Source organism: Magnetococcales bacterium (assembly GCA_015231175.1).
Classification (GTDB): Bacteria; Pseudomonadota; Magnetococcia; order Magnetococcales; family DC0425bin3; genus HA3dbin3.
Genome location: JADGBZ010000085.1, coordinates 1 through 14832 on the forward strand (window position 1 = coordinate 1; position 14832 = coordinate 14832).

General features: G+C 57.7%; 12 protein-coding genes. 3 read left to right on the plus strand and 9 right to left on the minus strand.

Translation table 11 applies throughout. From position 1 onward, the window contains the following. From HQL63_13785 to fliJ, 4 genes are all read right to left on the minus strand, one after another. Positions 1–214: flagellin FliC (locus tag HQL63_13785; protein ID MBF0177899.1), on the minus strand; the 214-nt coding region annotated here is incomplete at its 3' end. A 360-nt stretch (positions 215–574) separates the two neighbouring features. Beyond that, positions 575–1399, minus strand: a complete 825-nt coding sequence (locus HQL63_13790; GenBank protein MBF0177900.1) for a flagellin FliC — start codon at positions 1397–1399, stop codon at positions 575–577. Positions 1400–3528: 2129 nt separating this feature from the next. Further along, entirely contained in the window at positions 3529–4032 is a 504-nt protein-coding gene (locus tag HQL63_13795; protein MBF0177901.1) for a hypothetical protein, read from the minus strand. Positions 4033–4080: 48 nt separating this feature from the next. Further along, positions 4081–4521 (minus strand): flagellar export protein FliJ, encoded by a 441-nt coding sequence (gene fliJ / locus HQL63_13800; GenBank protein ID MBF0177902.1) that lies wholly within the window; start codon positions 4519–4521, stop codon positions 4081–4083. Positions 4522–4858: 337 nt separating this feature from the next. Between fliJ and HQL63_13805 the strand changes: the two genes are divergently transcribed. After that, entirely contained in the window at positions 4859–6262 is a 1404-nt protein-coding gene (locus HQL63_13805) for a M48 family metalloprotease (GenBank protein ID MBF0177903.1), read from the plus strand. Between the two features lie 2276 nt (positions 6263–8538). Here the strand turns inward: HQL63_13805 and HQL63_13810 are convergent. The 5 genes from HQL63_13810 to HQL63_13830 all read right to left on the minus strand — a co-directional run bounded on the left by HQL63_13810 (position 8539) and on the right by HQL63_13830 (position 12222). Next, positions 8539–8919, minus strand: a complete 381-nt coding sequence (locus HQL63_13810) for an aspartate 1-decarboxylase (GenBank protein ID MBF0177904.1) — start codon at positions 8917–8919, stop codon at positions 8539–8541. A gap of 17 nt (positions 8920–8936) precedes the next feature. Then, positions 8937–9785 carry a pantoate--beta-alanine ligase gene (locus HQL63_13815; GenBank protein ID MBF0177905.1) on the minus strand — a complete coding sequence of 283 codons (849 nt, stop codon included), beginning with the start codon at positions 9783–9785 and terminating at the stop codon, positions 8937–8939. Between the two features lie 21 nt (positions 9786–9806). Beyond that, positions 9807–10613 (minus strand): 3-methyl-2-oxobutanoate hydroxymethyltransferase, encoded by an 807-nt coding sequence (gene panB, locus HQL63_13820; GenBank protein MBF0177906.1) that lies wholly within the window; start codon positions 10611–10613, stop codon positions 9807–9809. 128 nt (positions 10614–10741) lie between these two features. Next, the gene (gene folK, locus HQL63_13825) at positions 10742–11362 is read right to left on the minus strand and encodes a 2-amino-4-hydroxy-6-hydroxymethyldihydropteridine diphosphokinase (GenBank protein MBF0177907.1); all 621 of its coding nucleotides are present in this window, start codon (positions 11360–11362) and stop codon (positions 10742–10744) included. A 17-nt stretch (positions 11363–11379) separates the two neighbouring features. Further along, positions 11380–12222: a D-alanyl-D-alanine carboxypeptidase family protein gene (locus HQL63_13830; GenBank protein ID MBF0177908.1), complete on the minus strand. Its 843-nt coding sequence runs from the start codon at positions 12220–12222 to the stop codon at positions 11380–11382. Positions 12223–12612: 390 nt separating this feature from the next. Between HQL63_13830 and HQL63_13835 the strand changes: the two genes are divergently transcribed. Both HQL63_13835 and dapC read left to right on the plus strand, forming a co-directional pair. Next, the gene (locus tag HQL63_13835) at positions 12613–13575 is read left to right on the plus strand and encodes a murein peptide amidase A (GenBank protein MBF0177909.1); all 963 of its coding nucleotides are present in this window, start codon (positions 12613–12615) and stop codon (positions 13573–13575) included. Continuing rightward, positions 13572–14774 carry a succinyldiaminopimelate transaminase gene (gene dapC, locus HQL63_13840; GenBank protein ID MBF0177910.1) on the plus strand — a complete coding sequence of 401 codons (1203 nt, stop codon included), beginning with the start codon at positions 13572–13574 and terminating at the stop codon, positions 14772–14774. The genes HQL63_13835 and dapC overlap by 4 nt, the downstream gene beginning before the upstream one ends. The last annotated feature ends 58 nt before the right edge of the window (positions 14775–14832 follow it).

Consider the following 14832-nt stretch of genomic DNA (forward strand, 5'->3'; position numbering starts at 1 on the left):
TGCCATCGTTGGTATTGCGAACAGCCATGTTCATGCCGCGCACTTCGGCGCTGAGCCGACTGCCAATGCCAATGCCTGCCGCATCGTCTGCTCCCCGGTTGACGCGCAACCCGGACGACAACCTCTCATATGTTTTTGCAAGCGCATTGGAAGACTTGCCCAAGGTACGTTGGGCATTCAGCGACGCTATGTTGGTCATCAATGAAATAGGCATTTTCCGAACTCCTCCTTGGATAGAAATTCATCTTGAATTTCCTGATATCCCGTCCCTGGATCCTTGTGGGTTGTTCATGACACCGGGCCAACCCTAACCCCATTGGCTGCAACGACAGCTGGATAAAACTTGTTTTGTGACTCCCTGTCAAAACTGTTTCCCTGTATGCAATCACTCAAACAACAATCCTTGTCTTTTATCAATTCCCTTTCGGAACGATTCGGCGCCCTGCAAAAAAGCCTGGACATGAATGCCCTGGACATGAAAGCCCTGGACATGAAAGCCTTTATCAGGGATTCGCCCCGAACCCCACCAGGAAGGGCGCAGCCCTTCCTGGACCTACCCAGTCTTTTATTCCTTTTACCGGCCACCCAGCAGGGTCAGTGCAATCTGGGGTTGTTGGTTCGCCTGCGCCAGAATCGATGCCCCGGCTTGTTGCAAAATCGAATTTTTGGTCAGGGTTGCCGTCTCCGCAGCAATGTCCGCATCCATGATCCGGGAGTTGGCTGCCGCCGTGTTCTGTGATGTATTCTGCAAACTGGCGATCACCGAATCGAACCTGTTTTGCAACGCACCGATCGTGGCACGAATCGTGGCAATGCTCGTGATGGCATAATCCAACTGGGTGATGGCTGAATACGCCGCCGAACCGGTTCCACCCAAGGATCCCGTACCGATGATCGAGGCCGCCTTGGCACAGTTGATGGTGATGGACAAGATCATCCCACTGTACTGCCCCACCTGAATCTGCATGGCAGCCACACTGCCCAACAACAACGTCGTGTTGTTGAACTTTGTATAGACCGCAATCCGGTCCACCTCCGACATGAGTTGCAAAAATTCCGTATTGAGACTGTCACGATCCGTCGAAGTCAATACCCCGTTGGAAGCCTGCACTGCCAGCTCCCGCATCCTCTGCATGGCATTGGTTGTCTCATCCAGTGCCCCCTCAGCCACCTGCAACATGGATATGCCGTCGTTGGTATTGCGAACAGCCATGTTCATGCCGCGCACTTCAGCACTGAGCCTTGATCCAATCCCAATCCCGGCAGCATCATCCGCCGCCCGGTTGACCCGTAACCCCGACGACAACCGTTCATAAGTTTTGCTGAGTTGTCCAGTCGATTTACTGAGATTACGCTGGGAATTCAGGGACGCAATATTGGTAAGTAATGAAATCGACATTTCGTACTCCTCCATGAATGGAAATTCCTGCGGAATTTCCCATTTTCCTTCCCTGGATCCACATGAGTTGATCGTTCAAGAGGGCCAACCCTAACCCTTCATCTCGTTTGCTTCTCTGTTTTTATAAACTTTTATCGTTACAAACCTGCCGTTCCGGCGCACACCACCCCTCACCAACCCTCGGGCAGGATCGGGATGTTCAGCCATCCATGACTCACGCCTGAATCTTCGCCACCTGTATTGATTCCGAACACCTTAAAAAAAAAGATGAAATATGAATGATCTTGTCAGGTCTTCACCCCGAACCCCACCAGGACTCCGTCCTGGACCCGCCAGGAAGCCAACTCCCTGAATCCCAAACCGTTTCCGGGTGCCGAATGGTTACCATCACCCTACGATTGAATCACCTATGATAAAGCAAAAATTGGGCACAATCACGTTTACCGCTTGTTGTCAGGCATGCGATACGACCGACTCCTTTTGCCACTCCTGTACGATGCATCATCCAAAACCGTCTCGGCAACCGGAACCAACATAATCCGATCACATCCGTTGCGTATGAACCGCATGGCCTCCCAAGGCTGCTTCTTGGTGACAAACCTGAATACCTTCGTCTTATTTTTGACGATGCTCATTATCAAAGTCCTTTCCATGCGGATCGACACCCTATCGCGAAAAAAATCGCTTGCTTGCAACAATTCAGCACTCCTGCAAAATGGCTTGGAGATAAAAGCCTTTGTCATGGCTTTGCCCCGAACCCCACCAGGACTTTGTCTCAGCCCCTGTCAGGGAGCCAGACCCTGGACCCCGATGCGTTGCCGGGTGGTAAATCGTTACGCTCACTCTCCATTTTTAAACATCATCCAAAAACCAAAAAACAATCATTCAGAACCACTTAGAAAATGTATGCAACAGCACAACCATTCAATAATATTTCTCGTAACGATTCGGCACCCTTTCAAAAAAGCTTGGACATAAAAGCTTTTGTCAGGGCTTCGCCCCGAATCCCACCAAGACTCTGTCTTAGGCCCTGCCAGAGAGCAAGCCTCCTGGACCCCGATGCGTGGCCGGGTAGCGAATAACCACAAATACCCGCCAAAGACCCTCCGGCATCCATGAATTGAGCATGGACACTCTCGCAACCCTCTGCGACACCGCGACACCGCCTTGCCGGTTAACACTCCCGATCCCGCAAGGCATCCTCAGCCCCGATCAGACCAACCAGATTCGCGCCTCAGGCCTGACACCAGACCGCTTGCACTCGAACCCGCACCACCATCTCAGCCTGACCCAGCCGATTCACACCGCCTGCGGCACCCTCGACAACGGCCACGACTCGACAACAAAATCCACCACACACATCAATCTGGTTTTGTTTTTCTGCTGGAACCGACACAACCCGGGACACGGACTTGCAACCGCGTATCATGATGCAGATCCATCACACCTTCCAGGATGGAACCCCTCTGCCAACCGGCGACAAATCCGAGGAATGGGAGACTCAGTGCATATACCGACTGCCCTTGAACGCACCGAGCATTTGGCGTGGAACAACCTTCTTCATGACACAACGACATGACCCGACCTCCGATCAGCAAAATCCAGTTCGATTTTGCAGTTATCCGTCCCTGGCTGGAGGTGGACTGTTCATTTTAAAGGGTCAGTCCAACCCTTACCCCTACATCACACACCAAATCATCCTGACTTGGCGTATCATCAATCACATCATCAAAAATTAACCCCGCATCAACTATTCATTCATGTGTCACTCTTACCAATTTTACTTTAACACCCCCTGACCATCTTGCCAACCAGCCCTTTGATTTACTTATCGGCCTCACAGTTTCTGTTCTTGACTCTTTTTTTACGCATCAAGAACTCAAAGGAAGACCGATGGACTCTGGCGTCACCGTCAGGCTTACCACACGTATCGGAACATTGGGGAAGCATCTTGAATTTTTTTTAGCCCCCCTCCAAGAAAAGTTTGGATATGGAAGCCTTTGTCAGGGCTTCGCCCCGAACCCCACCAGGACGCTGTCTTAGGCCCTGCCAGGGAGCCAGACCCCTGGACCCCAATGCGTGGCCAGGTGGTGAATCGTTATCTTCCGGGAAAGTCTGCCCCCCCCCCATCAACGCTTGTTGCGCCGATCTGCCGAGGTGATGCCCAACCCGTCCGCCAACTCTGTCGCCGCCGGCGCATCCATTTTCCCCAAAATTTTGGACGCCACCCTCTCCTTCATGGCCTTCAGCACCTTCAAGGCCACTTTACGATCCAATTTTTGCAGACGCTCCGCCGCCGCCTTCGTCTTCATGCCCGCATAGATTTTAGCCAACCGTTCAACATTGGCATCATCCATCTTCTTCTCTTCCAACAAATCCTTCTCAATGGATGTACGAAGCTCCTCCAACGCGGTCACCCGTTTGCCCAATCGATCTTCCATCTGCTTCAGCTCAATCTCGCGTGCATCGAGCTGCCGACCGCGCTCTTCGAGTTCCTGACGACGTTTTTCCAGAGAATCCAATAGTTGAATGGGATCCTTAAGAGGGTTGATCTGTTCCCCGGCTGCCCAACAGGGAGTCTCCAGAAAGAACAAAATGGCCAACACCAACAAACTTCGCAGCACATGCTCCATCCCATAATCCCCTTCGCAAAGGACCAATCCGCCACGTCATCTCCCTTCTTAAGCCAGGGAAGCATCCTTGATCTGTAGCAAACCAATCATATCCAACTCCTTGTTTTCCCTATATTGCATCTCCTGGTCAAGCTTTTCCTTCTCCTTCTCCTGCAATTTTTCGGTCTTCTTGAGTTGCACCCGGGCAGCGTGCCAAACCTCACGCGACTTTTGCACCTCTTCACGCGCCTGCTGAATGCTGATCTGCAATCGCCGCCGCCGCACCATCTGGCCCCGAAAAAAATTTTCATACATAGAAGGAGAGAGGCGCGAATCGGAGACCTGACTCCTCCGCACCTCTTCACGTGCCTGCTCGGTCTCCAGGTCGATCTGCTGCAACCGCAGCCGCAACCCCTCCATCCAGGCCAGATTGCGTGAATAAACCATGGCCTCACTCTCCTCCTGGATGCGCCGCAACTCCATCAGGCGGCTGAAACGATTGGTGGACATGGCCTTCACCCCCAATGGAACAAAACAAGGTCACTATTCAGACAACTATTCAGTACCCTTCCAAGAAAAGCCTGGATATGAAAGTCTTTGTCAGGGCCTCGCCCCGAACCCCACCTGGACGCCGTCTCAGGCCCCGCCAGGGAGCCACCCCCCTGGATCCCGAGCGTGGCCGAGCGCTGAATGGGTCACAGAAAGACTACCTGGGCAGTTACGAAAAATGGTAACTATTCAACATCCGACTGAAAACGGCTACAGGCAGCAGGTTATCCCCGTGACCATCCGAGATACATGCAAAATTTTGGCCTTTTTCGACCCCTGCAAGGAAGCGAGTTGCACCATGACCACACGATTCCATGTCTCATCGGTATTTTTCCGCCGGCTTCTGCTCTCCTCCCTGCTGAGCATGGCCATGGCCCTGAGCCACCCGGATGCCGCAGGGAGTAAAGAAAAGGATCCCGACACGGTCATCCTGATCTCGGACCCGGAAATCACCGACCTGCTTGATCAGCTTGCCGCTCCCCTGGTGCAGATCGCCCGCTTTCCTCCCGAATCCATCCGCTTTCATGTCATCCTGTCCGACTCTCTGAACGCCTTTGCCCTGGAAAACAATCATATTGTTTTCCATAGCGGTTTGATACTGGCGGTCCATAACCGGGATGAATTGGCCGGTGTCATGGCGCACGAAATGGGCCACCTGGTGGCCGGACACCACATCAAGATGCAGGATGAGGCCAGAAACCTCTCCATCCGCTCCCTGATCGCCGCTGCCGTGGGCATTGCAGCCGGCGTCGTCGCCCACGACAGCAACATTGCCGAAGCCGCCATCGCGGGTGGCGCCGCATCCTCGCATACATCCATGCTGACATCCATGCGGCAAAAGGAACAGCAGTCCGACCGAATAGCCATCAGCTTCCTCTCCCAGGCAGGCTACAACCCCATCGGTCTGGCCCATTTTCTGGAGCGCATCAACCGTGAACAACGGCTTGCTTCCCAGCCTCCCCCCTACCTGCTCACCCACCCCTTGAGCTCTGCCCGCATCACCGAAGCCAAAGATTCAGCGGCCATCTACCCACCGCCCAACCCCAGGCCCGATCACGGCAAATCTGCCTGGATCTCCCGTATCCAGGCCAAGCTTGCAGCCGGTGTCGGCGATGATCCTGGCGCCAGCGCTGAACGCCTCCATAAACGCATGACACTCGGCGACAGCGCCGAAACCATACAAGCTGCCCGCTACGGCCTAGCCATGGCTCAACGCTACGGCGGGCACCTGAGCGATTCCGAAGCCAACCTGACAACCCTCCTGAGCGAATCCCCCAAAAATCCCTACTTCCTGCGCGAACGCGGCGTGACCCGCCTGGAGATGAACCGGATAGACGAGGCAGAGAAGGATTTCAAGGCGGCGCTGCTCCTGTTGCCCAACCATTTCGACCTGCGTTACCAACTGGCCGTCACCCTGATCGAACGCAAACAGTTCGAGCAGGCCAGCCGCATCTTGCGCCAACTCACCTCGGAACGTCCCCTGGAACCAAAACCTTTTTATCAATTAGGCCTGGTCGAGGGGGAGATGCAACGCCTGGGCGCCAGTCATCTGGCACTGGCCCGTTACCACCATCTGATGACCGACTCTCGAAACGCCCTTTGGCACTATCAGGAAGCCGTACGTCTTCTTCCCGCCCAATCCCAGGAGCAAACCATTGCCCAGGCGGAATGGGATCAACTTCGCCATCCGAAGAAACGTTGACTCTCGCTCCCTCCCGGACGGTGCGGCGCAGCGCGGAGGCCTCTTGCGAAAAACCCTGACGGCTTAGGATCCATGCCGCCGCCATGCGGTAATACCTCGGCTGGATCCCCTCCGTATCGGCATGCCCCCGGCCATCGTAGGCCAGGGAGAGCAACGTCATCCATGCGGCGTCCATCTTCCCTTCCCGGCCCTGGGTCACAGCCTGGACAAACCGGAACGCTCGCTGTACGGAGTCGCGTCCGGCAAAGGAGGCCAGCAGCGCCTGCATCTGTTGCACGCCCACGCGATCCCCCCGCAACAAATAGCCTGGCAGCGACCGCAACAGCCGACCATGGACCCCCGGCAACCAGTTGCCCCACCCCGGGGAAGCCACAAGACGCCCGGTGAGAACCACCAGACTCTCCTGCCCCACACCTTCAGACAACAACAAAACCCGCAGGGCGTCCGCCTCACGGCCAGGTGTCCGATCCAAAACAGCCAGCGCCTCCCCATACATCCCCAGGCGATGCAGTGCGTCGGCATAAAGCACGCGCATGGAATCTGTCAAAGGCAAGGCGGGATCCGACAATCCCGGATCCAAAAGACCACCCGTTGCCAACAAACCCTGTGGATGTCTGACCTCCTGATCCAACAGTGTCTCCAGGGCGGACTCCCGTTCCAGCATCTCCTCTTCGGGGGTGAAATAGCGTCGCAAAAGTCGAAACTGCTGCCAAGCCTCCCGCAACCCTGGAGGGCAGACGCGGGGCGCCGTCTTGCCGGTTTCTCCCTCGCCAATCTGGCGTATCCCCTTTTCAGGTAGCGCCGTCAGCCAATGCCGCATCGTTTGGGCGTGCAACACCCGGGCGCGCAACCCATCCCCCTCCTCCAGAAGATGGCGTATCTCCAAGAGCGCCTCGCCCGGCGCCCCCCGGCCAAAGTGCAGTTCAGCCAACAGTCGGCGCAGTTCTACCCGTTCCATCCGCTCCACCCAGGATGCGGCTTCCGACAACTTCGGCACCACGGTTAATGCCTTGGGAAGCTCCTGTACCCCCTTGCGTGCCGCCAGGACAGCCAGGGCAGCGTCAAGAAGAAAATCCGGTCGCGGGCGATCCTTGTCCTCGGCATAGAGGTTCAGCAACAACTCCGCCTCGGCGTCCCTCTCCTGGTACAAGGCACACAACCCCACGTTGCGTTGCACCCGAAAACGTTCCGCACCCTCAGGATGCGCCACCAGATAACTGCTGTAACGGTCGCACGCCTCGGGGTAACGCCCCTCGCCCAGCAGGATATCCGCCAACATCAACTGCCGTTGGGAATCCTGTGCACTCTCCTCCTCATACCTGCCGGTCAACAGGAGGCGCGCCGCAGCATAATCACCCAGGCGCAACAACGCCGCACGCTTGACCCGGACCCATGGCTCCACCAACAGAGGCGCACCGCCCAGATGGTGCAGGGCCGTGTCCGCCAGACGTAACGCCAACGCCGCTGCGCCCTCTGCCAGAATTCGCTCCACCACATCAACCGACAAAGGCAACGTACCCCCCACAACATCTTTGCCGGAAAGATCCTCTTCGCGAACCGGGACAAACCGCTGCGGCGTGGAGCCGATCCGCTCGCCAGCAGGCGCCAACCGCCGTGGCACCACGTCAAAACTCTTCAAACTCTTCCGAGCTGGCAGCGACTCCGGCAAGGAAAACTCCACTGCCGCCTGAATCGGTCGAAAAGAGAGGGGCATCGTCTCTGCCTGCGCCGTGGAAAACCACGCCAAAGCGAAAAGAGTCAACCAGCACCCGCGTAAAAAATGATTTGACATGGCATCGGGATCCTGGGGGGGGGGGGCGAAGCCCCATTTCTTGGCCATGATCATCGTCAACGAATTGGGGTCCAGGGGGCTGGATCCCTTGTGGGTCAAGGGCAGCGCCCTTGCGGGGTCCGGGCAGCGCCCCGTTTTTTTTCTTGCACGCCCCCCCCCCTTCTCCCAGGCCTTTTTTTGCGCTGTTTGCAAAAAAGGCTTAAGGGGCGACGGGCCACGGCCCCACACTAGTGGCTCAACCGACATTTTGAAGTGTTCACTTTTCGTGACTATTCCGCACTCTTTCAAGAAAAGCTTGGAAATGAAAGCCTTTGTCAGGGCTTCGCCCCGAACCCCACCAGGGCGCTGCCCTGGACTAAGCCAGGGAGCCAGCCCCCTGGACCCCGATTCATGGCTTGCCTGCACATCAAATCAACACGGTTGAACCACTAGGTGCGCTTTTCAGCGCCCAGTGTGGGGCCGTGGCAGGTTTTCCGAAGCCGGCTCAGGCAGCCTGTGCCGTCACCGCGTGGCCAAGGCGCACCACGCGGTTGTCCGCATCCACATAAACCAGTCGTGGCTGATGTTCTGCACATGCGGCCTCGTCCATGAGGGCAAAGGCGGCAATGATGACCAGATCCCCCGGCTTGGCCCGGTGGGCGGCAGAACCGTTCAGTGAGATCATGCCACTGCCCCGTTCGCCACGTATGGCATAGGTCACCAGCCGCTCGCCATTATTGACGTTCCAGATGTGAATCTGCTCGTACTCCCGGATTCCGGAAGCATCCAGCAAATTTTCGTCAATGGCGCATGAACCTTCGTAATCCACCTGGGTTTCGGTTACGGTCGCCCGATGAATCTTGCATTTCAGCACGGAAAGTTCCATCCGCTTCTTCGCCTCCCTTAATTGCGAACCAGCCGCCGGTTGTCGATCAGCCGGGCTGATCCGACCCAAGCGGCCACCAGAACAACAGGATCCTTTTCGACCTGCCCCAAGGGCGCCAGCGTATCCGGATCCCGCACCGCGACATAATCGATGCGGGTGATTCCGGCCTCCGTCAGCACCTGACCTGCCAGAGTCTCAATCCGCGCCGGATCGCGCTCACCGTCTGCGTAGGCGGCCTGCGCCGATGCCAGAGCACGCGACAACGCCAACGCCTGCTGCCGTCCCGCCGCATCGAGGTAGCGATTGCGGCTGGACATGGCCAAACCATCCGCTTCACGGATGGTTGGCAACCCCGTCACCCGAACCGGCATGGCCAAATCCCGGACCATCTGGCGAATGACCAGGTACTGCTGATAATCCTTCAGGCCAAAGTAAGCCTCCTGGGGACGCACCAGGTTGAACAGGATGGCCACGACCGTCGCCACCCCCTCAAAATGCCCGGGCCGACAGCGGCCACACAGGTCGCCGGCCAGATCCCCGACATGGATGCGCGTCTGATGATTTTCTGGATAAATATCCTGAACGGTGGGCAAAAACAGGGCGTCGCAGCCCGCCTCTTCCAGGATGGCCCGATCCTGTTCCAGGGTCCGGGGATAGCGTTGAAAATCTTCGTTGGGGCCAAACTGAGTGGGGTTGACGAAAATGGAGCCAACCACCCGGTCGCACGCCCGTCGCGCCGTCTGAAACAGGGAGAGGTGACCCACGTGCAGCGCACCCATAGTTGGCACAAAGCCCAGGCGACGCCCGGCCACTCCGGCGCTGCCCAGAAAACGCTCCAGCTCGTCACGATTCGCAAGAATGTCCATGTCTCACGCGCTCGCCCCGCATCAACCACCGAAACTGTGTTCCGTTCCCGGGAAAAGTCCCTCCCGGACTTCCTGGACAAACCGACCCACGGCCTGACGTACCTGCTCTCCTCCCGGCATGTACTCCTTGACGAAGCGGGGTTTGATCCCCTCATACAGCCCCAGCAGGTCATAGAGAACCAGAACCTGTCCATCACACTCGACGCCGGCGCCAATACCGATGGTGGGAACAGGCACCCGAGCTCTGATCTCTGCGGCCAGGGGAGCGGGAATACCCTCAAGGACAATGGCCGCAGCCCCGGCACTGGCCAGCGACTCGGCATCGGTCATGATCCGCCTGGCGGAAGCCTCGCTCCGACCCTGGATCCGGAAACCACCGAAGGCATGCACCGACTGCGGCGTCAGCCCCACGTGCCCCACCACCGGAATGCCCCGCTCCACCAGAAAGCGAACTGTGGGGGCCATGCTCTCCCCCCCTTCCAACTTGACAGCGTGCCCGCCGCTCTCCTTGAGCACCCGCACCGCACTGGCCAACGCACTCTCCAGGCTGGCATGATAACAGCCAAAAGGAAGGTCGCAGACGACCAGCGCACGAGATGCCCCACGCACGACAGCCCGGGTATGATAAATCATGTCATCCAGGGTAACCGGCAAGGTAGTGTCGTGCCCCTGCACCACCATACCCAGGGAGTCACCCACCAGCAGGAGATCCACGCCAGCCTGGTCCAGCAGTCGGGCAAAGGTAAAATCGTAGGCGGTGACCGCAACAATCTTGCAGCCATCCTGCTTCATTTGCAGCAAATCGGGGGCCGTCACGCGCTTAACCACCATGAAGCGCCCTCAGTACCGGTCCACAGATCACGGAACCCGCCCCTTTTGATATGCGCGAGCCAACAAAAAAGCAAAAAAACCGCCAGCAAGAGCTGCGGACGGCCATCGAACCAAGTGGCATAACCCTACCTGTCCCGGTCTTCCCGACCCACATGGGCAAAGTCGATCCAGGCCTTTCCCCGGTTTCGCCCCAAGGAGGCAGCCCGCCTCACTCTGGTCACCGCTCCCCGGCAAAGGGGCGTCGGTGCCATGCGCGGCAGCCTCCCTATACCGGACGGATCATCCACCTCTTTCAGCAGTTTGTCAATGGTTTTACACCATACCGGGTGTTGAAGCGCTCCGTTCAGGTCGGCCAGCGGTTGAAGAACAAAGCGGCGCTCATGCATGCGGGGATGTGGCAGGATGAGACGGTGATTGCGCAGAACACGCTTGCCAAAAATCAGCAGATCCAGATCCACCTTGCGGGGCCCCCACCTTCGCTCCACTCCCCGCCGCCGTCCCAGACGCCGCTCAAGGCGGCGCAAAAAAAGAACCAGGGGCACCGGTTCCAAACGGCTCGCAACCGCAAAAACGGCGTTGGTGTACCAGGGCTGGGCAATCGGACTCAGTGGCTCGGTCAGGTAGAGCGGCGAAATCCCGAGCAGCCGCAAAGACCTCGAACGCAACACCGCATCCACGACGCAGCGCCACGTCCTTGCGGGACGCCCCAGGTTGGCTCCAAAACCGACCCAGGCCGTTCGCGCCAACCTTCCACGCCAGGAGATCAGACAACCACCTTGACGTGCCAGGGCTCGAAACGCACCCCCAACAGGTTATCCTGCGGATAGCGCATCTGGGTGTAGCCAAACTCCCGCAATTTTTTGAAGACATGGGTCTCCACGAAACGCGCCGTAAAGTTGGCTTCACCAAACCCCACCTGCCCCACGTCAAAATCGCCCACGCCATGGAAGGAGTAGCCCGGGGGGGCCAGGGAGCGAGAGGCCAGGGAAAGATTGCCGCTGGCCTCATAGGCCTTGGTCAAAAACAACAAAAACTGCTTGGGAACGCTGCGCACACCGGAAGTCAGGATCACCTGGTCGCCAATGTCACGGCGAATGCGGCGATAAACCTCCACAGCCTGCCCCTTGAAAAGAAAATTGCCGGTAAAAGGCACCTTGACGACCTCCTGCCGCGGCGTGCGGTCAGTCAGGTTTTTGAGAGGCTTCTTGCCCATAAACCCGTAGGTGGACGCGGTCTCATGAAAAATCATCTCCATGAAGTCCAACTCAGCCCGTGTAAACAGACCAACACGGGGCTTTTCCGCAGCGAGTTTGACGGCCTCATCAAAATCCAGGAGGTAGAAGTTTCCGTATCCGATCACCTGTTGCAGACGTTCCAGGCGCCGAACCGTCGACTCAAGAATTTTAAATTGGGCCGGATCCAGGTAGGCGTCGCCGGGCAGATGCTCGTTGAAATGCCGGGTCCGCAACAAAGCCAACTCCAACTCCGGGTCGTTGGTCACATCGACATCCGACTCAGAATCCGAGAAAGCAGCCATGGCATCAGGGGCGAACCCCATCCCGGCGGCCCCCAAGGCTACACTTCTTAAAAACTGACGCCTTTTCATGTCGATAAGCCCTGGCGATTCTCACTTGATACGAGAGATGCCCCCAACCCCGACGACAACCCATACCGGGCCAGAGTAGCACACTCCACTGCCGCCCTCAAGCCAAGCCGGATAACCCACCCGTCACGCCCCCCCATGCTACCGCAATTTTTAAAAAAAACAAAGTCACATACTCTTCCCGAATTGACGCTCTGGCCCGGATTAAAGTAAAACCAGACGTGGCGCACCCAGGCCAAAACCGGCAAGCCATTCGACACCATACCAGGACGGCCCGCGTTCCACCCCGATTTATTTTTTTCGCTCCGGAAAATCATGCCCAACCGTCCCTGTCGATCCGTCATCGCCCATCGCTCCGTCCGTAGAATCCTGAACGCCTGCCTTTGGGGAAGCATGTTGTGCTGGAGCCTTCTCGCTCCAGCACACGTCTGGGCCGGAACACACCTCCGGACCACCAAACCGCTCATGACCCCACAAGGACGAATCACCAAAATCTGCGATCTGATCGGACGCAAACTCAGTAGCGTCACCACCGCCGATTGCACCACCAGCGGATTGCAGATCACCGGCAGCCGATCCGTCAACGGACTGCCCCTGCTCCTCAAGGAATACGCCCCCCGCTCCGACAAACCACCCCAGGCCCGCATTCTGGTCCTCGGTGGCATCCATGGCGACGAATACTCTTCGATCAGCATTGTGTTTCAATGGATGCAGAAATTGGACCAATTCCATTCGGGCTTGTTCCATTGGCACGTCGCTCCCCTGGTCAACCCTGACGGGCTGCTGATGCCCAAATCCCAGAGGATGAATGCGCATGGGGTCGATTTGAACAGAAATTTTCCCACCGACGACTGGGAAAAGGAGAGCCAAAACTATTGGGTCAACACCACCGGGCGCGATCCCCGGCGATTTCCCGGCTCCCGCCCGCTGAGTGAACCAGAATCCCGTTGGATTTACGATGAAATAGAAAGTTTCCGGCCCAATGTCATTGTTTCGGTCCATGCGCCATACAATCTGCTGGATTTTGACGGGCCCAAAGCCAAACCACCCCACAAGCTCGGCCATCTTTACCTGGATCCCATGGGCACCTATCCCGGTTCCCTGGGGCGTTATGCCGGCGTCGAAAAAAACATTCCCATCATCACCATCGAGCTGACCTACGCCGGAATCATGCCGACCAGCAACGAAACCCGTAACATCTGGACAGATTTGATCCATTGGATCAACACCAATATCACCAACACCCCGGCTCCCGCCCAGATCGCCCAGGTCGCCCGCCCCGAACCAAAACCCTTGCGCATCCAATCAAATACCGCCTCTTCGCCAACAACCCTTCTGCCACTGGCCACCCCATGAATCCAGAGCTGGAGAAGCTGCACCCCTACCCATTTCAAAAACTTGCAACCCTGCTGCACGGAGTCACACCACCCCCGGGGTTGCGCCCCATCGACCTCTCCATCGGTGAACCACAACATCCGGTGGCCCCCTTCCTGCGCGAGCGACTGGCTGCCTCCCTGGATGGCATCACCCGCTATCCAACCACCCGGGGTCAAGCCAACCTCCGACAGGCCATGGCCCAATGGCTGCAAACACGCTTCCATCTGGATGCCGTGCATCCCGAGCGTCACATTCTGCCGGTCAATGGCACCCGCGAGGCCCTCTTCTCCATTGCCCATGCGGTCGTCGACCGTTCCCGGCCCGGCCCGCCACCGCTGGTGGCCATGCCCAATCCCTTCTACCAAATCTATGAAGGGGCCACCCTGATGGCCGGAGCAGAGCCGATCTACGTGGAAACCCGTGCCGAAAATGGTTTCATCCCCGACTTCGCGGCGCTGGGAGATGAAACCCTGAAGCGGGTGCAACTCGTCTACCTCTGTACCCCTTCCAACCCGACCGGCACCGTTTTGTCGGAAGATCGCTTGATGCACCTGATCGAGCTGGCGGATCGTCATGATTTTGTCCTCGCCTCCGACGAATGTTACTCGGAGATCTGGTACGAAGCCCCGCCGCCCGGACTCCTGCAAGCCGCCCAGCGCATGGGCCGCAACGACTACCGGCGCTGCGTGGTGTTCCACTCCCTCTCCAAAAGGTCCAACATGCCAGGCGCCCGTACCGGCTTCGTCGCCGGCGATGCGGACATTCTGGACCGCTACCTGAAACTGCGCACCTATACCGGGTGCGCCACCCCACCGTTCATCCAGGACGTGGCCACCCTGGCCTGGTCCGATGAACATCATGTGGCGAAAAATCGGCTCCAGTACCAACAAAAAATGATCGATGCCCAAAACATCCTGGCACCACACATCCCCTTGACACGGCCACAGGCCGGCTTCTACCTGTGGTTGCAGGTTCCGGGTGGCGGCGAAGCCTTCGCCCACGCCCTGTACGCCGAACAAGCGGTCACCGTCCTGCCAGGCGCCTACCTGGGGCGCGATGGCAGCCGGGGCAACCCGGGCCACGACCATGTCCGGGTGGCCATGGTGGCGCCGTTGACGGAAAACCGGGAAGCCATGCAGCGCATGGCCAAAATGTGCGAAAAAATAAAGCAAAAGTGACCATTCAGCACCCGGCAACGCATCGGGGTCCAGGGGGCTGGCTCCCTGGCAGGTCCAG